14 protein-coding genes are annotated in these 17224 nt (G+C 63.2%); 4 read left to right on the top strand and 10 right to left on the bottom strand.

The window, feature by feature from the left end; translation table 11 throughout:
* Positions 1-4 precede the first annotated feature (4 nt).
* The 9 genes from ligM to JM946_RS30990 form a co-directional block, all read right to left on the bottom strand.
* Positions 5-1405, bottom strand: a complete 1401-nt coding sequence (gene ligM, locus JM946_RS15080; protein WP_203168122.1) for a vanillate/3-O-methylgallate O-demethylase — start codon at positions 1403-1405, stop codon at positions 5-7.
* 16 nt (positions 1406-1421) lie between these two features.
* Positions 1422-2720 (bottom strand): LysR family transcriptional regulator, encoded by a 1299-nt coding sequence (locus JM946_RS15075; RefSeq protein ID WP_203168121.1) that lies wholly within the window; start codon positions 2718-2720, stop codon positions 1422-1424.
* A gap of 15 nt (positions 2721-2735) precedes the next feature.
* Positions 2736-4115, bottom strand: coding sequence for an enoyl-CoA hydratase/isomerase family protein (locus JM946_RS15070; protein ID WP_203168120.1), 1380 nt, complete (start codon positions 4113-4115; stop codon positions 2736-2738).
* Positions 4116-4131: 16 nt separating this feature from the next.
* The gene (locus JM946_RS15065; RefSeq protein WP_203168119.1) at positions 4132-6366 is read right to left on the bottom strand and encodes a TonB-dependent receptor; all 2235 of its coding nucleotides are present in this window, start codon (positions 6364-6366) and stop codon (positions 4132-4134) included.
* Between the two features lie 124 nt (positions 6367-6490).
* Complete coding sequence (locus JM946_RS15060; protein WP_203168118.1) at positions 6491-7822, bottom strand: MFS transporter; 1332 nt, start codon at positions 7820-7822, stop codon at positions 6491-6493.
* Complete coding sequence (locus JM946_RS15055) at positions 7819-8532, bottom strand: alpha/beta fold hydrolase (protein ID WP_203168117.1); 714 nt, start codon at positions 8530-8532, stop codon at positions 7819-7821. The genes JM946_RS15060 and JM946_RS15055 overlap by 4 nt, the downstream gene beginning before the upstream one ends.
* Positions 8529-10379, bottom strand: coding sequence for a feruloyl-CoA synthase (locus tag JM946_RS15050; RefSeq protein ID WP_203168116.1), 1851 nt, complete (start codon positions 10377-10379; stop codon positions 8529-8531). The genes JM946_RS15055 and JM946_RS15050 overlap by 4 nt, the downstream gene beginning before the upstream one ends.
* Positions 10380-10494: 115 nt before the next feature.
* Positions 10495-11442, bottom strand: a complete 948-nt coding sequence (locus tag JM946_RS15045) for a methylenetetrahydrofolate reductase (RefSeq protein WP_218042880.1) — start codon at positions 11440-11442, stop codon at positions 10495-10497.
* 82 nt (positions 11443-11524) lie between these two features.
* Entirely contained in the window at positions 11525-12028 is a 504-nt protein-coding gene (locus tag JM946_RS30990) for a methylated-DNA--[protein]-cysteine S-methyltransferase (protein ID WP_203168114.1), read from the bottom strand.
* A gap of 144 nt (positions 12029-12172) precedes the next feature.
* Between JM946_RS30990 and JM946_RS15035 the strand changes: the two genes are divergently transcribed.
* Entirely contained in the window at positions 12173-13645 is a 1473-nt protein-coding gene (locus JM946_RS15035; RefSeq protein ID WP_203168113.1) for a DNA-3-methyladenine glycosylase 2 family protein, read from the top strand.
* Positions 13646-13651: 6 nt separating this feature from the next.
* Here JM946_RS15035 and JM946_RS15030 read toward each other — a convergent pair whose 3' ends face one another.
* Positions 13652-14266 carry a TetR/AcrR family transcriptional regulator gene (locus JM946_RS15030; RefSeq protein WP_230979762.1) on the bottom strand — a complete coding sequence of 205 codons (615 nt, stop codon included), beginning with the start codon at positions 14264-14266 and terminating at the stop codon, positions 13652-13654.
* A gap of 238 nt (positions 14267-14504) precedes the next feature.
* Between JM946_RS15030 and JM946_RS31680 the strand changes: the two genes are divergently transcribed.
* From JM946_RS31680 to JM946_RS15020, 3 genes are all read left to right on the top strand, one after another.
* Positions 14505-14912, top strand: a complete 408-nt coding sequence (locus JM946_RS31680; RefSeq protein WP_407700552.1) for a DUF6999 family protein — start codon at positions 14505-14507, stop codon at positions 14910-14912.
* The gene (locus JM946_RS15025; protein ID WP_203168111.1) at positions 14818-15807 is read left to right on the top strand and encodes an MBL fold metallo-hydrolase; all 990 of its coding nucleotides are present in this window, start codon (positions 14818-14820) and stop codon (positions 15805-15807) included. The genes JM946_RS31680 and JM946_RS15025 overlap by 95 nt, the downstream gene beginning before the upstream one ends.
* A 264-nt stretch (positions 15808-16071) precedes the next feature.
* The gene (locus JM946_RS15020) at positions 16072-17223 is read left to right on the top strand and encodes an efflux RND transporter periplasmic adaptor subunit (protein ID WP_203168110.1); all 1152 of its coding nucleotides are present in this window, start codon (positions 16072-16074) and stop codon (positions 17221-17223) included.
* The last annotated feature ends 1 nt before the right edge of the window (position 17224 follow it).

The following is a 17224-nucleotide window of genomic DNA, read 5'->3' as shown; positions in this document are numbered from 1 at the left end:
TAGTCTACACTTGCCGCGTGCGCCAACCTTGGTGATAACCCTCGCGCGCATCCTTCGCATAGGGTGTTGGCGCAACTTTCACGCGAACTTCCGTCTGCGTGTGTCGCTCGACGGTGGACTTCTCCGTGCCTCCGTTCTCCTCGCCCCACACCAGCGTCAGCACGTCGCCGACCTGGATCTCCGGGTCGACCACGCCCAGTGACAACACGCGCCGCTCGTTGAAGCTGCAGCCGCCAAACATCGAGAACCCAACCACCTGGTCGCCCTTCATCACCGCGTCATAGGAAGACGAGGCGTAGTTGAGATTGGGAATATCCATGTACTTGTAGTTCGGCATCGACGGATCGAACAACGACCGATAGATGCGCGCCACGTCCTCGGCATTCCATTCAAAGGTCACTTTCTTTCGCTGCGGCTGCTGAGCCCGCTTCTCCAGCGCCTCGCGGCCGATGAACTCGTGGTCGAACTTCACGAACGGTCCATAACCCAGCGCGTGCGGCGTGAGATAGTAGTCTTCGATGTTGTCGGAGACGAAACTGCCGCCAATCGAGCCGGTCGCTTCGTAGCCCGTGGCCGGCAACCATTCGCGATACGACCGCATCTTGTCGCCGCTGTACACCGCCGGTAGCGGCGACGGAATCCAGCCGGACTCCAGCGTGTTGGTCGAGTAGGCGCGCGCTCCCACTTGCACCAGCCCGAACTCCGCACCGGCAGCCAGGATGATTTCGCGAATCTCGTCGTACTGTTCGTACGGCCCCCAGATCTCGAGCCCCGGCTCGCCCGCCATGCCATGACGCAGGCAGCGCACCGGCTGGCCGCCGATGTTGATGCGGTCCATGGTGAAGAACTTCACATCCGGCAGCGGCCCGCCGTTGAGCTTGGCCAGGATCTGCGCCGCCTTGGGCCCCTGGATCTGATATCGATAGTGCCGCCGCGTGACCAGTTTTCCTCGCGGATGCGAGGGCGAGCGATCGTCGCGGATGACCTCGACTTTGAAGCCGCCGGTTTCCGCATGAAACTGGATCCAGTTCACGGTGGGCGCGCGGCCGACGAACAGCAGCTCGTCGCGCTCCAGATAGAACAGGATGCCGTCGCCGATCACATAGCCGTCGTAGCTGCAGGGAACCATCTGCTTGGCGCGATCGGGCTGGAAATTCGCGAAGCTGTTGATCGTGAGATAGGAACACAGCTTGAGCGCATCCGGACCTCTGACCGTGATTTCGGCCATGTGATGCGATTGATCGAACAGCACGGCCGTCTCACGCCAGCCGCGCTGCTCGTCGCGCCAGTTGGTGAACTCGTTGGGCACCACCGGATACACATAAGCGCCGATCTTTGAGTTGCGCAGCATGCGCACCGGATTGCCCGCCGCCTGCATCACCGTTTCCAGATTCTTGGCCGTCATCGCTTCGCTCTCCGAACTAGTGGGGCCCGTCTTTCATTGCATCGCCGACCGCTCGCAAATGGCGCATCAACGCATCCAGGCCGACCGAACGCTTCGCGTCGGCGCGGGTGGTGATGCCGATCGGTCGCTCGCTGCCGCGCATGTCGATGGGCAATACCGACAGCATGCCGTGCAGCTCTTCGTAATGGATCTGGTTGCGCGACAGGATGGAAAGTCGATCGCTCTCGATCAGCAGGCCACGCAGCGCCACCAGTGCGTTGGACTCGATCGCATTCTTCGGCAGCGGCAAGCCGGCCGCATGCATCGCCTGCTCGAAGGCCCGGCGCGACGGCGCGCCCTTATAAGGCAGCACCCATTCCGAGTCGATCACGTCGGCGAGCCGCAGCGCCTTCGCTGTGGCATACGGGTGATCCTTGCGACCGACCACCGAGAGCAGATCCTCGAACAGCTTCTCCTGCACGATGTCGCTGCAGGGAATCGGATAGCGCAGCACGCCGACCAGCAGATCGACGTCGCCACAACGCAGACTGTCGAGCAGCGATTCATAGGTCCCTTCGAGAATCGTCACCAGCAGTTCCGGATACTCCTGCTTCAATCGAGTAACGGCTCGCGGCACCAGCAACGTGCTGGCAAGAGGCAATGCGCCGACCACGATGCGACCGGTGATATTGCCAAGTTGCGCGGCGATGTCGTCTCTCGCCAATTGCCACTCGTGAAGCATCAGCTTGGTGCGTCGGACCATCACCTCGCCAGCCCGCGTCAGCAACATGCCCCGCGCGGTCCGCAGGAACAGATCGGCTTCGACGATGCGCTCCATCTCGCGCAGCGCCTGCGTCACCGAGGGTTGCGACACATCCAGTTCCACGGCGGCCGCTGTTTCCGTTTGATGCTCATGGATAGCAATAAGCACTCTTAGATGTCGATGCGTGACCTTGGCGCCGATACTGGCCGACGAACGGCGCACCACGCCCATCTCGGCCAGCTCTTGTTCGGCCTGAGCCAGTTGCGCCAGTGCGCGCTGAGTTCGCTCGACGAGAATGGCGCCCACGGCCGTCGCCACCATTCCCTTGGCCGTGCGCTCGAACAGCTCCAGGCCGAGCGCTTGTTCGAACTCGTGGATTGCGCGCGTCACGGCAGGCTGAGTCACATGCAAAATGGACGCCGCCTTGTGAACCGACCCGCCTTGCGCTACGGCGACCAGCGCCCGCAGCTGGCGCATGTTCATTTCCAAGCGAGCCGGCAGAGCGCGGGCCGGCGGCGCACGCTCACGAGTCACATTCGGATGCAGCAGAATGGAAGCCGTTCGCGCGGGCATGGGGTCCCTTCCTGATCACCTGAGATGGGCAGGCTCCGGAGCGCGGCGTTCGCTGTCCCACTGCTCGAACGTCTCACCCCGTCGCGCCAGGCGCTCGATGAGCAGCGCTGGCGTCCAACGATCATCCTGCAGTCGTAACCGATAGTATTCGAGGCGTTGGCGAACGTGCGCCAGCCCGAGCGTACCGGCATAAAACATCGGCCCGCCCAGGTAACGCGGAAATCCATAGCTTTGGGCCCAGAGCACGTCGATGTCCGCGGCTCGCAAGGCAACGCCTTCTTCGAGCAGGCGCGCGCCCATGTTGATCAGCTGGAGCACGCAGCGCTCCATGATCTCCGCGGCGTCGATGGCCCGACGCTCGACCCCGTTCGTGGACGCCGGCGTCTTCTGGCTACGCGCCGGTCCCGCCGAGAATCCAAACGTCTCCATGGCGCTATCCACCTGCTCCGGCGTCGCGCCCTCCTGCATCAATCGCTCCGACTCGCTTGCATAGGCGTCCATCATCCTGGGGCCGATGAGTTCGAAACTTCCGCCGGATGCGCCTCCAAGCTTCTTAAACTCCTGGGCGGCAAAGAACAGATGACGCAGCGCCCGGCTCTCGGTGGTGGAGAGTGAGTAATCGGCAAGCCGCCGCTCCATGGCGAGGCCGGCATCGAAGTTCGGCTGGATGGCCGCCGATAATGCCTCGATGACGAGCTGCTGAGTCGTGCGGCCCTTGAGCGCTCGCGAATGTTTCTCCAGAACAGCGGCCACGCCGGCCGGATTGAAGCCGGTGAGATCGACGGATCGATCCCGCGTCGGTCGCGGCCCCGCGCCCCGCCTGAGCAATTGCTCGGCGAACTGGTGCGCACCCTCCATCAAGTCACCTTGGATCAAGGCGTCGATCAAGCCGAGGTGTCGTGCAGTGGTCGCATCGACGGGCGTGCCGCCGACGATCATGTCGAACGCGGCCACGGCTCCAATGATTCGCGGCAATCGTTGTGTGCCGCCGGCTCCTGGAATCACACCCAATGTGATCTCGGGCAAGCCGAGCTTTGCGTCTCTCGACGCCACTCGGTAGTGACAGGCAAGCGCGAGTTCCAGTCCGCCGCCCAATGCCACACCGTGCATCGCTGCGACCACGGGTTTGCTGGCCGCCTCGATCGCTGCAAATACATCCTGCAGCGTTGGCTCCTTCATCGGCGCATTGAATTCGGCGATGTCAGCGCCGGCGCAGAACGCTTTGCCCGTGCTTGCGATGACGATGACCTGCACAGCATCGTCCGCGAGCGCTGCTTGCAAACCATGCGCCAGGCTCGCGCGCACCGCTGCGCCGAGCACGTTCACTGGCGGGTGATCGATCAGCAGCAAGCCGACGTGTTGTGTGTGACGATAGCCGACGGCTTCAGACTGCATCGAATCCCCGTTACTGCTAGAACTTGTAACCCACCGTCGCGCCATATGTGCGCGGTGGCAGATACGTACCCGTGATGGTGCGTGCGGTCGATGTGACGTAGATGCCCGACACGATCATCTCATCTGTCAGATTCTTGCCCCACAGATTGAGCGTGAGCTTGCCGCCCGGCGTGGTGTAGAGCAAGTTCGCATCGTACAGCGTGTAGTCGTCCTGTCCGGTGATATCGTCGTTGAACTCCGTGTAGTACTGTTTATCTCGCGCGGCTGCCGCTGCCGTCAACGCCAGCGACGCACCGCTGGTCAACGGCCATTTGTAGGTAGCGGACAACTCGGCGGTCCAATCGGGCGTGTTGCGCGGGCTGTTGCCCGCCAGATCCTCCGGCGGCAGGCTCGATCCGGCCGGACCGAACAACGCGGGATTGATCGGGTTCTGCGACAGGAACCGATCGAAGCGGATGTGATAGTAGGTGCCGCTGAGCGACAGGCGGAAGCGATCCGTCGCCAGCCAACTGGACTCCAGCTCCACGCCCCGCCCGTCGGTGGTCGCGGCGTTCTCGAGGCGCGCTGCATAGAATGGCGGCGCAGTGATGGCGTAAGTGCGGTCGTACTGCGCGTCCTCGACCTTGTATTTGAACGCCGCGACGTTCAGTAGCAACGTGTCCCTCAGCCAGCGGCTTTTGATGCCCGCTTCGAAGTTCTCGATGGTCTCGGGATTCACCAGGTTCGGCACGCGCTCGCCGAGATTGGCGGTGCCGCTCTTGAAGCCTTCCGAGTACGTTGCATAAAGCATCATGTCCGAGGACGGCCGCAGCTCCACACCGACTTCAGGCGAGAAATCGGAATAGTCCCGTGAGGCGCGGCGTACGGGGTCGAACACCGCGGCCGGATCGACCGGGCTCGCGACACCGAAGCGATTCTCCACCGTGCGCTCCTCAGCGCTGTAGCGCGCGCCCGCTTTCACCGAGAAAAGATCGTTGATCGCGTATGTGAAATTGGCGAACACCGCCCACGCATCCACATCAAGTGTCGCCGGCACCACCACGCGCGAGCGCTCCGGGAATCTCACCGGATCCCGGCCAAGCAACACCAGGCTGTCGATGCTCTCCTGCAAGTAATAAGCGGCGGCGATGCCGCGCAGCTTGTCTCCCTCGTAGATGAATTGCAGCTCCTCGGAGAATTGCTCGTCGCCAATGGCTTGCAGCTGCATGGTCGAGGTGGGCGCTGGCGGAAATCCGCCGTTGACCGTGTCGGACACGTCGAAGTCCTGCACCAGCTGATCGTCGAACTCACGATAGTTCGTCAGCGACTTCAAGGCGACCGCGTCACTCAGCTGCCAGGTGAGCGTGGCGGTCGTCGACCAGGTCTCGCTCTCGAACGATGGACGGAAGTCGCCGCCGACATTGCGCGAGTTCGCCAGCACGTTCGGCAGACCCAGCGCCCGCAGGCTGGGTTGCGGCGGCACCGGGAACATCGGCGCGATGAAATGCACCGACTTGCTGTGATCGTCTTCCTTGGCGTATTCACCGCTCAACAGCAGGTCGACGTTGTCGCTGAACTTGAACTGCAAATGAGCTCGCGTGGCGATCACGTTCAGGTCGTCGATGTCCTTGCCGCTGCCGGTGTGAATGCCATAACCGTCATGGTGCTGATAGTGGACCGCCACGCGTCCCAACATCGCGTCGGTCAGCGGTCCGCTCAGCGCCGAGTCCAGGCCATAGCTCAAGTCGCTGCCGCCGATGGACAGATTGGTGTAGCCACTGAAGTGCTGCGTCGGCTTGGCCGTGATGAGATTGATCGAGCCGCCTGTAGCGTTGCGACCGTATAGCGTGCCTTGCGGGCCGCGCAGTGCTTCCACCCGCTCCAGGTCGAACAGCGACGCAAACTGCGCCGAAGCCTGTGCGACCACCGCGCCGTCGACGTGCAGAGCGACGGAAGGATCGATGCCGGCGAACGAGCTGTTCAGACCGACGCCGCGAATGAACAGCTTGGCGAAACTGAAGTCGTTGCCGAAAGTCACGCCCGGTACGCGGGTCTGCAGATCTTCGATGCTTTTGATGTTGCTTCGGAGCAGGTCGTCAGCGCTGACGGCCGTGACGGCCACGCTCACATCCTGCAACGATTGCTCACGTTTTTGCGCCGTGACGATGACTTCTTCGAGCTCCGCCGCGCGTGCCGGCAACGCGGTCATCAGCGGCGCCGCCAGCGTCAATGCCACGGCCACCGTCGTCGGGTAACGTTTGAATGACAACACCACAGCCCCCTGTCGTGTCCGATCTTTTTTAATCAGCGTGTCTTCGATCTTGAAGTATGGGACTGGTCACATCGTCCCAACCAATACCGTTCGCGCTCAAGCGATACGAAATACTGATAGCAGCTCACGAACCCTGCGGCGCCGGCCGCGCGGGCGCGGCGAGCATCGATCCTTGCAGCAACCAGATCGCCAGCCCCGCGAGCGCCGCGCCCAGCGCCATGATTGCAGCGACGCTTGGCCGGCTCGTGCCCTCCGCCATCAACCAGCCGCCCAACACCGGGCCCAACATGCCGCCGAAGCGTCCCAGACCGATGGCGAGCCCCGTGCCGGTCGCGCGCACGTGCGTAGGAAACACGCGCACGAACATTGCATAGAAGCCCACGGCGGATGAATACAGAAAGAAACCCAGCACGAAAGCCACGGCTTTGAGAAGCATCAGATCGGGCTGCGTACGACCGAATAGCATCAGCGCCAGCGCGGTGGCGATCATCGCCCCGCTCGCCAGCGGCTTTAGACCGATATGTCGGGCCAGATAACCCAGCAACATGCCGCCGATGATGCCGCCGAGGTTGGTCCACACGGACACTTCGGCACCGATGCTCGGTGTGAACCCCAGAGCAGCAACGATCGATGGGATCCAGCCCAATGCGTAATAGCAGGTCATCATGTACAAGAAGTACGCCGCGCAGATCAGCACGGTGCGCGCCGCCAGGGTGCTGTCGAATGCCTGCCACACGCTAACGCGCTCCCTGCGCGCAGCGGCCGGCATCTGGGTGATGGGTGCGCGATCCATGCGACGGAAAATCACATTGATTTGGTTCAGTGCGTCGGGCGAGCGTTTCCAGACCAGGAACTCGATGGATTCCGGCAGCCGCCACCAGACCACCGCCAGAATGCCGATCGAAACCACGCCGCCGAAAATGAACACCGAGCGCCAGTCGAAGTGCGCCAGCAGCGCGGCCGCCGCCATGCCGCCCAGCATGCCGCCGAGCGGATAACCGATGGTCATGAGACTCACGCAGAAATCCCGGCGCGCATCGTTGGCGTATTCCGCCACCATGGCGTTGATCGACGCGAGCATGCCGCCGATGCCGAGCCCTGTAATCACGCGCCAGATGGACAGCGCGACGACGTTGTTCGCCGTGGCCGAGAACAACATGCCCAGCGTCATCAGGATCAAACAAAGCAGAATGATCGGCCGGCGGCCGCGCGTATCCGCAAGCGGCGCAATCGCCAGCGAGCCGACCGACATTCCCACCAGGCCGGTCGAGATCACGATGCCGAGGCCGCCGGGACCCAGCCCCCACTCGCGCATGATGCCCGGGCCGGCGAAGGTGATGGCGAGAATGTCGAAGCCGTCCAGCGCATTCAGCGCCACGCAGATCGCGACGGCCACGATCTGAAACGAGCTCATCGGCTCGCGACGCAGTTGCAGGCTGGGATCGAGCTGAGTCATTCCATGTCTCCGAGCCACTCCGTGAGCGCCGCGGTCACCGCCGCCGGCTGTTCCAGGGTGCTCATGTGACCGCATTCTTCAATGATGCGCAAATGGGATCGACGGATGAGCTCGGCCATCTCCACATGTTGTGACAGGCAGCTCCAGGCATCCTGCCGCCCACACAAGACCAACACTGGGCATTGCAGAGCGCGCAGCTGGGCCGTCGCATCGGGTCGCGTGAGCAGTGCGTGGATCTGAGCGGCGAAGATCTCCGGCGTCTTGCGCTCGATCATGGCGACGATGGCTTCGAAGATCGGCGTGTCGAGCCGGTTCGGATGCACCATGCCGCTGGCCCACTGCCGGCCCATGACTCGCATCCCGTGCTGGAACGCGGTTTCCAGCAGCGCCAGGCGTGACGTCCGCTCCTCCTCGCCTTTGGCGCCCGGTTGACGTGGACGCCAGCCCGTGTCGAGCAGCGCAAGTCGCTGCACCCGATGCGGCGCGAGCCTGAACACTTCGAGGGCAACTCGCCCGCCCATGGAATGACCGGCGAGCGCGAACCGCTCTGCGGGCGCGTCTCGCAAGATGGCCGAGGCCATGTTCGTCAGCGAGTCGAGCGCGCCGTGGTCCGCTACCCACACCTGCATTTGCGCCGACAGAGCCCGTTGCTGTTCGGACCAAACAAATCCATCGCACAGCAGGCCGGGCACCAGCACCAGCGTGGTCATGTGAGCACCACGATGTGTTCGGGGGGCTCGGGCGAATACAGCAGCTCGACCGCCGCCTGGCGACGTTGAATGACGGCTCGCTGGTTGATCGTGCCCTTATCAGTGATCTCGCCCGCGACGATCGAGGGCGGTTGATCCAGGATCAGTGCGCGGACGATCCGCTGCGAAGCACCGCTCGCGCGCGCTGCGAGCTGTTCGAGCAACTCGTGCAGCCACTGCTTTACCAGTACGTCGCTTGCGATCTCGTGATATTCACCGTTCAGGTGTGGGCAAAGACGGCTGGCGGCGGCGCTCAGGAACACCAGCATGCCCAGCTCGTCCCGATCGTGTCCGACGAACACGACGTCGTGCAGATACGGCGCGCCCGCAGCGAGCACGGCCGCTCGCATGGCGCCGACATTCACCCATGTGCCGCTCGATAGTTTGAAGTCCTCGGCGATGCGTCCATCGAAGCGCAGTCCCTCTTCCGGATGTTCGGGGACGATGAATGTGGCCGCGTCCCCGCTGCAGAAATAACCTTCGTCGTCGAAGGCCTGCTGATTGAGTTCCGGCTGACGCCAGTAGCCCGGCGTGATGCTCGGGCCGCGATAGCGCACTTCGAGTTTGTCGCCGATGGGCTCGAGCTTCACTTCGACGCCAGGCGCTGGCAGGCCAATCACGCCGGCTTGCCAGTCTGGCAAATGCGCGGAGATGGCGAACGGCGCCGTTTCCGTCATGCCCAAGCCCATGGTCATGGGCGTTCTGACGCCTTTCACCTGTATCGACATGGCATCGACGGCCTCCTGCACAGGTCGCGGCAGGGCCGCACCCGCAGGGTAGATCAGGCGCAGGCGGCTGAAGAAACGTTCGCGCAGTTGTCGGTCCTCGCGCATCTCCTCGACGAGCATTTCCAGTCCTTTAGGGACCGTGTAGTAGATGGTCGGCGCTACTTCACGCAGGTTCGCCACGGTTTGCGCAATGGCGGCTGGAGTCGGTTTGCCCGCATCGATATACAGTGTTCCGCCATTCGCGAGCACCGTGCCCATGTTGGCGTTGCCGCCCGCCGTGTGATGCCACGGCAGCCAGTCGACCAGCACCGGCGGCTCTTCTTCAAGGAAGGGATAACACTGCGCATACATCCGCTGATTGCAGGAAAGCATGCGATGGGTGTTGATCACCGCCTTCGGCATGCGCGTGGAACCTGATGTGAACAAGAACTTGGCGATGGTGTCGCCTGTGACGGCTCGATGAGCTTCATCGAGCTTCGAGCTGGGTTCGCTCAGCAGCGTTTGAAATGGAGTATGCGTGCGTCTGGTCAACTCACCTATCAATGAGACGACTTCGGTCTGCGCGGGCACAGTTTGAATGATCGCAGTCTCGAACGCGGCTGCATGCTCCGCATACACGAGTCCGGGCGTCAGCAGCGAGACTGCATGGCGCACGCGAGCACATTCGGGATCGAGCAGCGAGTATGCCGGTGATACGGGCGCGGCCGGCACGCCAATATGCATCGCGGCCAGCGTGAGCAAGGCATGCTCGATGCTGTTGCCGGATAGAATCATGAGCGGGCGTTCCGCGCTCAGTCCTCGCTCGAGCAACGCGCTCGCGATGCGTTGGATTTGCTCGTACGCCTCGGCGTAGGTGAGCTTTCGCCACTCACCGTTGTTATCACGCTGGGCGAGCAGCACGGCGTTGGGGCGTCGATCTGCCCAACGTACCAGATATTCCGTGAAGCGCTCCGGATACTGACCTAGCGGCTCGATCGATCGCAGGCTCCAGGATCCATCGCCGCGACGTTCGGCGGCTCCAGCGTATCGGCCCAGAGTCAGCGCTCTGCTCTCACCCCTGCTGGTCCCGATGGTGCTCAAGGATGCGCCCGTGAATCTTTTGGTTGCTCTCCGTGCTTGAAATATTGAGACGCGCGCGGCGGCCGCGCCAATGCCGATGGGCGCTCGAGCGATAACGTTTACTGATAGCGCTGCGTCAGACCACGAAGCCGCGCTGATCGTCGAGCTTGAAGTTGCCGTCGCTGACGCGCTTCAGCCAGGCGCACGTGCGGAGGAAGCCGCCGAAACAAAACAGGTGGATGCCGTTGAACGACTCGTTGTGTGTTGTGCTGGCGAGGTCGCGAATTACGCGCTCGGGGCCGTGGTCGCCGATCAGTTTCACCAGCGATGAGGGCCTGGCGCCGAGCGCCCGTATCGACGGTCCGACGCCACAGCGGACGGCGTATCGAAATAGCGTGGCGATGCTCGCCGGGCCTGCCAGCCCGGCGACGAGTCGTGCCTGCACGCCGTTCGCTCTTAGATCGTTGCTCCAGTCGAGGAAAGGTTGTGCTTCGAAGAAGAACTGGGTGAGGAAAGTTGTTTGAAGGCCGGCATCTTGTGCGAGCTGCGCCTTCTCATGCTCCGCGCGGCGGATTTCCGTCAGCGATACTTTGGGATGTCCTTCGGGATGGCCGGCCAGCGATATTCGTCCCAGGCCGTGTTGAGTGAGCTTCCCTTGCTTGAGTACGTCGGCGACGGCCGGATACGGACCGGCTGCTTTGGGATAGTCGCCGGCGATCAGCAGCACTTCCTGTACACCGGACTCGCTCACTGCCCCTTTCAGCAGGTCATCGAGTTCGCGTTCGCTCGTTAGCAGACGCACGGGCACATGGGGCACAGGATCGAAGCCCGCCTCTCGGACCTTGCGACAGGCGTGCAGGGTTTGCTGCCAGGTCTGCTTCGGCAGATGACTGACGTACACCTTCTTGCCCGCCGGCAACAATTCCCGACTCGCGGCGAGATCGGGCACATCCTGCACGTTCATCTCGATCGAGCTGTCCCGCGCCAGCTGCGCGATCACCCCCGGCTCGATCAGCATCGCCGGTTTCACCTGCCGCTGCTTCATGCGCCCTTCCCGATTCGAGACTCCCCACGTTGAACGCATGGTCGGGAGGTTTGTTACCTTGAGCAACGGGGGGCGGCATATTGTCTGTATTCGTTCGATGAATACAGCGTGGCTCATTGCATCACGCGGCGCAAAGCACCACCTCCCGGCGCTCGTGCGAGAGCAGCCGGGCCTTGATTTCGAGGCCGCCGGCGAAGCCGGTGAGTTGGCCGTTGGAGCCGAGGACGCGGTGGCAGGGGGCGATGATGGAAAGCGGGTTGCGGCCGTTGGCGGCGCCGACGGCGCGCACGGCGGCGGGGTTGCCGATGTGCCGCGCGATTTGCAGATAGGAGCGAGTTTCGCCGTAAGGAATGCTGAGCAGCGCATTCCATACGCGACGCTGAAACTCCGTGCCACGAACGTCGAGCGGCAGCTCGAACACCTCTCGCACGCCGGAGAAATATTCTCGAAGCTGGCGCTCCGTCTCCAACAACACTGGATGGTCGCCACATCCGACCACCTCCCCCAGCGGCACCCGCCGCGGATCGTCGTTTTCCCACAGGATGGCCGCCAGGCCGCGATCGCTCGCGACCAGCTTCAAAAGCCCGACGGGCGAAGCGATCACCTTACCGAAATAGCGCTGCATGACACCGCCTCGAACACCTGTCGCATAGACCCATACTAGACACTTCAAGCGAACACGCTGGCCATTTTCGGACAGCACCCTGCCCCCAGGATGATGTCCGAAAACGGCTATCGAGGGACCGCCGCGCGACCTATAGTTCCCTCCATGGCACAGGATCACAACAATCTGTACCGCGCACTGTCCGCGCGCGACCGGCGGTTTGACGGCGTGTTCTTTGTCGGCGTCACGTCGACCGGCGTCTACTGCCGCCCGATCTGCACGGTGCGAACGCCGAAGCAGGCAAACTGCCTGTTCTTCGACAGCGCCCAGGAAGCAGAACAGGCTCGCTTCCGCCCATGCCTGCGCTGCCGGCCCGAACTTGCGCCCGGCAACGCACCGGTCGACGATTCTCAACGCATCGCTCAACTCATCATCGAACGCCTGGAAGACGGCTCCATCGGCAGCGACGCCGGCCTGGAAGCAATAGCGAACCAGTTCGAGCTGAGCTCGCGACAGATCCGACGCATCGTGCACAAGGAGCTGGGCGTCGCACCCGTGCAGTTACTCCTGACCCGCCGTCTGCTCCTGGCCAAACGCCTGCTCACGGACACAGCCCTGCCCGTGACCGAGATCGCGTTCGCCAGCGGCTTCTCCAGCCTCCGACGCTTCAACGACGCGTTCAACACACGCTACGGGCTCGCACCCTCCCGCCTGCGCAAGAAGGTCGCAAACGGCGCCGCAACGCGCGGCGAGACCTCGACATTGCAACTCGCCTATCGCCCGCCCTATGACTGGCAAGGCGTGCTCGACTTCCTGGCCGGCCGCGAGCTCAAAGGCATCGAATGGGTGACGGACGATAGTTATTCGCGCACGGTGCAGCTGGGCGATGCGAAAGGATGGATCCGCGTCGCTCAAGGCAAGCAACCAAACACTCTGACCCTCGAGTTCAGTCACGGCCTGACGAACGTCCTGCCTGCGCTATTGAGCCGGGTGCGCAGCCTGTTCGATCTGAGCGCGCGCATGGACGTGATCTCTCGCCATTTGAGCAAGGACCCGAAGCTTGCGCCGCTGGTGAAGCAGATCCCCGGCATTCGTGTCCCGGGCGCATTCAATGGATTCGAGCTGGGCTTGCGCGCCATTCTCGGTCAGCAGGTCACCGTGAAAGCGGCGACGACCTTGGGCTGCCGCTTCGTCGAAGCGTTCGGTGAGCCCATCGAAACGCCCTATCCCGAGCTCCACCGGCTCACGCCTGCCCCCGCGCGTGTGGCGACTGCGACCATCGACGATATCGCCAAGCACGGCATCGTGAGCATGCGTTCACGCAGCATCATCGCGCTGGCGCAAGCACAAGTGACGGGAACCCTGGCCCTCGATGGCGGCGTGATCTACAAACCCGAAGAGGCGATTCGCAGGCTGGCCGAGCTGCCCGGCATCGGTCCATGGACCGCGCACTACGTCGCCATGCGCGCGTTCAACTGGCCCGACGCCTTCCCAAAAGAAGACATCGCGATTCGCAACGCACTCGGCGGCGTGTCCGCCAAAGAAGCCGAAGCGTTGTCACAGAGCTGGCGGCCCTGGCGCAGCTACGCCGTGATGCTGCTGTGGCGCTCGCTCGGGATGAAGCAGGAGCCGGCCTAGCGCCGGCTATTTGCCGCAGATGGCGAGAAAACCGCCCGCCATGAACTTGGCCATGCGCTGTTTGACCGCCTCGAAATCTTCCGACTGGCAGATGCCGCCGGACAGCTTGTCGATGCGCCCGGTGCGCGCCAGGGTGAGCAGCAAGGCGCCGGTCACGAAGTGATAGCCCCAGAAGATATCTTCGTCGGCGGCATGCGGAAGCGCCCGCTTCAGCAAGTCGATCAGGCGCAGCACCACCGGATCGAAATGCTTGTCCATCAGCTCCGCGCCCCACTCCGGCGTGTTGGCGACCTGCGCACCGAGCGCACCGTAGTTCTTCCAGCGTTCCCCGCCTTGGATGTAAAGATCGAGGTCGGTATCGAGGAACGCGCGCAACGCCCCTTCGACCGACGGCTTGCCCTTGGTGGCCTCATCGTAGGCATCGAGCGCCTCGATGCGGCGCGTGCTGGTCACCACGGCGCGCCGGCCGAACACCTGGTCGAACAGCTTCTTCTTGTCCTGGAAATAATAGTTCATGAGCGTGTGATGCACGCCCACGCGCTGGGCCACGTCCTTCAGCGTGACGCCATAGAGACCATGTTTGGAGAACAGCTCCTCGGCCGCGTCCAGGATCTGCTCCATCATCTCGGCGCGCTGCTCCGCCTTGGTCGGGCGCTTGCCGCGCGCCTTGGCGGATCTGGCAGTGGACTGCCGGGTCTTGGTCGCCCGCTTGCGCCGGGGTTTCACATTTGAAGGCACGTCTGGAGTCTCCATCGTCAGCGGCGCTGTATTCTAATCTCAGACGCGGCGGTCGACGACGACTTCGCTTGCCCACGGTGCGGGCCGCCACGAGCCGCTCGGCGAGGCTGCGCTCGCTCAGATGCGCAGCCAGATCCCCGCACCGTTGGCGCCGGCTACTTGCGAACGCGCCGGAGTTTGTTCGTTACAGATCGATGAGACCATCGGCTGGTACGTCGCACGGCTGCTGGGCGCGGCCTGGACGCCAGGCCTGATCAACTACCGGCATCCGCTTGTTCCGCTGTCCACGATGCGAGCCGGCTTTCGACGGGTGCTCCATGACCTAGCGCCGGAGATGCGGCATGCGTTGCCGGTCCAGTACAAGCGGGCCCAGAAGCGACAGCGGGAGACGAATCGCAAAGCGGCTATAATGAGTCGCATCTCCGAGGAAACATATGAACAAACCCAACATTGGCTCCCTCACGCTCGCCATCATCGCCACATTGACGCTCGCCGCCTGTTCGCGCGAGGCGGCGCCGCCCAACACTGAACAGCAAGCGCAGCCGGAAGCGCCCGCCAGCGAGACGAGCGCCCTCAGCAACGATCAAGTCAACGCGCAGACGTTCAGCATTGGCGAATTCACCGGCTTCGCCCTGCGCGACGGCGGCCTGGAATTCCCCAACGACAACAAGATCGTCGGCGTGGGCAAGACGCCTGAAGAGATTGCGCAGCTGCTCAGCGCGGCGGGCCTGCCCACCGACAAGCTCAGCTTGAATATCCAGCCGTTGTTGGTGAAGACCCCCGATCGCGTGCTGCTGTTCGATACTGGCGCCGGTGCGAATTTCGGCCCGAGCGCGGGCGGTTTGATGAAGTCGATGTCGGAAGCCGGTGTCGAGGCCGCCAGCGTCACCGATGTGTTCTTGTCACATCCGCATGGGGATCACGCCGGCGGGCTGGTGACTGCCGAGGGCGCCCTCGCCTTCCCCAACGCCACGATTCACATCGCGGCCGCCGACTGGGCGTTTCTGCAGGGCTTGGATGCGGAAACGGCCGCGAGCATCGGCCTCAGCAATTACGAGTCGCAGGTCGCCGCGATGTCGCCGAAGGTCAATGCGTTCAAGCCCGGCGCGGAGCTGCTTCCGGGCGTGGTCAAAGCGGTGGAGATTCGCGGCCATACGCCCGGCCACTCGGGCTTTCTGATCGGCTCGGGCGACAACTCGCTGCTGTACATCGGCGATTCCATGCATCACCACGTGGTCTCGGTGCAGAAACCCGATTGGACGATTGCCTTCGATCGCGATGCGCCGACCGCCCAGAAGAGCCGCGCCGAACTGATTGCGCAAAGCGCCGCCAGCGGACAGCGCATCTACGCCGTGCATTTTCCGTATCCCGGTCTGGGCAAATTCGAGAAGCGCGACGACAGCTACGTGTGGGTCGCTGAATAGGCTCGATCGACTCGACACGCCCTCGCACCAGCGGCCGCGCATCGATTTCAGCCTCTCGCTTGTTTCGATGTGCGGCCGTGACCACGACGGCTAGATAGCAGCCGCTGCCATCCATCTCACGGCGCGGCGCGCAGCACATTTTACATGTGCGACTCTCCTAATTGCTTTTCAAACATCGCGGCGCTATACGCGATGCTACGCAACCAAAACACGCAAGCCCGCGTTACGCCGGGATGTCGTAACGCTGACATCCAAGGCGCCCCCATGCTGCAGCAGGCCAGACGTAGCGGAGTTGCTTGTTTCGTTCTCCTGGCTGCGTGCGGCGGTAACGCGCCTCCCACGCCGCCCCCGCCCGAAGTTCAAGTCGTCGTCGCCCAGGCGCAATCGCTCGAAAACATCACCGAGGTGCCTGGCCGGGTGCAGGCGGTGCGCACCGCGCAGGTGCGTGCGCGGGTTGACGGCATCGTTGAGCGACGGCTTTACAACGAAGGCAGCGACGTCAAGGCCGGACAGACTTTGTTCCTGATCGATCCTCGCGAGCTGCGCGCCAGCGTCAGCGCCGTGGAAGCCGCGCTCACTCGAGCGTTGGCGACAGCCGCCAACGCCAAACAGGATGTCGAACGTTACAAAGGGCTGGTGCAGGAACAGGCCATCAGTCAGCAGGAGTTCGACGCTGCTCTCGCTCGACTGCGAACCGCCGAGGCAGATGTCGCGCAGACTCAAGCGCAACTGGAAAGCGCCAGACTGAACCTGAGTTACACGACTGTGACTGCACCGATCGCAGGTCGCGCGGGTCGCGCTCAGGTCACTGAAGGGGCGCTGGTCAGCGCCTCGGCAGCGACCTTGCTGACGACCATCGAGCAGCTCGATCCGGTCTTTGTGAATTTTTCCCAGTCGAGCGCGTATCTGCTGTCGATTCGACGCGAGATGGCCGCTGGCACACTCAAGGTGCCCGAGCTGGGCAAAGTCGCCGTCACTTTGTTGCTGGAGGACGGCACACCTTACAAACACCCGGGTCATCTCGATTTCCTGGATCTGTCCATCGACCAGGCGACAGGTACTGCCGCGATTCGCGCCGAGTTTCCGAATCCCGACCGCATTCTGTTGCCCGGGCAGTTCGTACGCGCCCGCATCGAAGTAGGCGTGCGGCCCCACGGCTTTGCGATTCCTCAGCGCGCGGTACAGCTGACGCCGTCCGGCGCCAACGTCCTGGTCGTGGGCGAAGACGACACGGTGGCCGCACGCCCGATCAAGCTGGGCACTCAACAAGGCGATCAATGGGTGGTGCTCGAAGGACTCGAAAGCGGCGATCGCGTCATCGTCGAGGGCCTGCAGAAAGTGCAGCCCGGCGCGCGTGTTCGGATCGCGCCGGCGAATCAGCCAGCCGACAAGGCTGCGCAGCCGACGGAGCGCTGAG

Source organism: Steroidobacter gossypii, assembly GCF_016801985.1.
GTDB classification, from domain to species: domain Bacteria; phylum Pseudomonadota; class Gammaproteobacteria; order Steroidobacterales; family Steroidobacteraceae; genus Steroidobacter; species Steroidobacter gossypii.
Note: the sequence above shows the minus strand (reverse complement) of the source record. Positions and strands in the feature narration are given on the sequence as shown.

Coding starts and splice junctions, on each gene's coding strand:
- JM946_RS15025 (WP_203168111.1), top strand. CDS start 14,818: ATGAACAAACCCAACATTGGCTCCCTCACGCTCGCCATCATCGCCACA.
- JM946_RS15055 (WP_203168117.1), bottom strand. CDS start 8,532: ATGACCACGCTGGTGCTGGTGCCCGGCCTGCTGTGCGATGGATTTGTT.
- ligM (WP_203168122.1), bottom strand. CDS start 1,405: ATGACGGCCAAGAATCTGGAAACGGTGATGCAGGCGGCGGGCAATCCG.
- JM946_RS15035 (WP_203168113.1), top strand. CDS start 12,173: ATGGCACAGGATCACAACAATCTGTACCGCGCACTGTCCGCGCGCGAC.
- JM946_RS15070 (WP_203168120.1), bottom strand. CDS start 4,115: ATGCAGTCTGAAGCCGTCGGCTATCGTCACACACAACACGTCGGCTTG.
- JM946_RS15060 (WP_203168118.1), bottom strand. CDS start 7,822: ATGACTCAGCTCGATCCCAGCCTGCAACTGCGTCGCGAGCCGATGAGC.
- JM946_RS15075 (WP_203168121.1), bottom strand. CDS start 2,720: ATGCCCGCGCGAACGGCTTCCATTCTGCTGCATCCGAATGTGACTCGT.
- JM946_RS30990 (WP_203168114.1), bottom strand. CDS start 12,028: ATGCAGCGCTATTTCGGTAAGGTGATCGCTTCGCCCGTCGGGCTTTTG.
- JM946_RS31680 (WP_407700552.1), top strand. CDS start 14,505: ATGCGCAGCCAGATCCCCGCACCGTTGGCGCCGGCTACTTGCGAACGC.
- JM946_RS15030 (WP_230979762.1), bottom strand. CDS start 14,266: ATGGAGCAGATCCTGGACGCGGCCGAGGAGCTGTTCTCCAAACATGGT.
- JM946_RS15045 (WP_218042880.1), bottom strand. CDS start 11,442: ATGCGTTCAACGTGGGGAGTCTCGAATCGGGAAGGGCGCATGAAGCAG.
- JM946_RS15020 (WP_203168110.1), top strand. CDS start 16,072: ATGCTGCAGCAGGCCAGACGTAGCGGAGTTGCTTGTTTCGTTCTCCTG.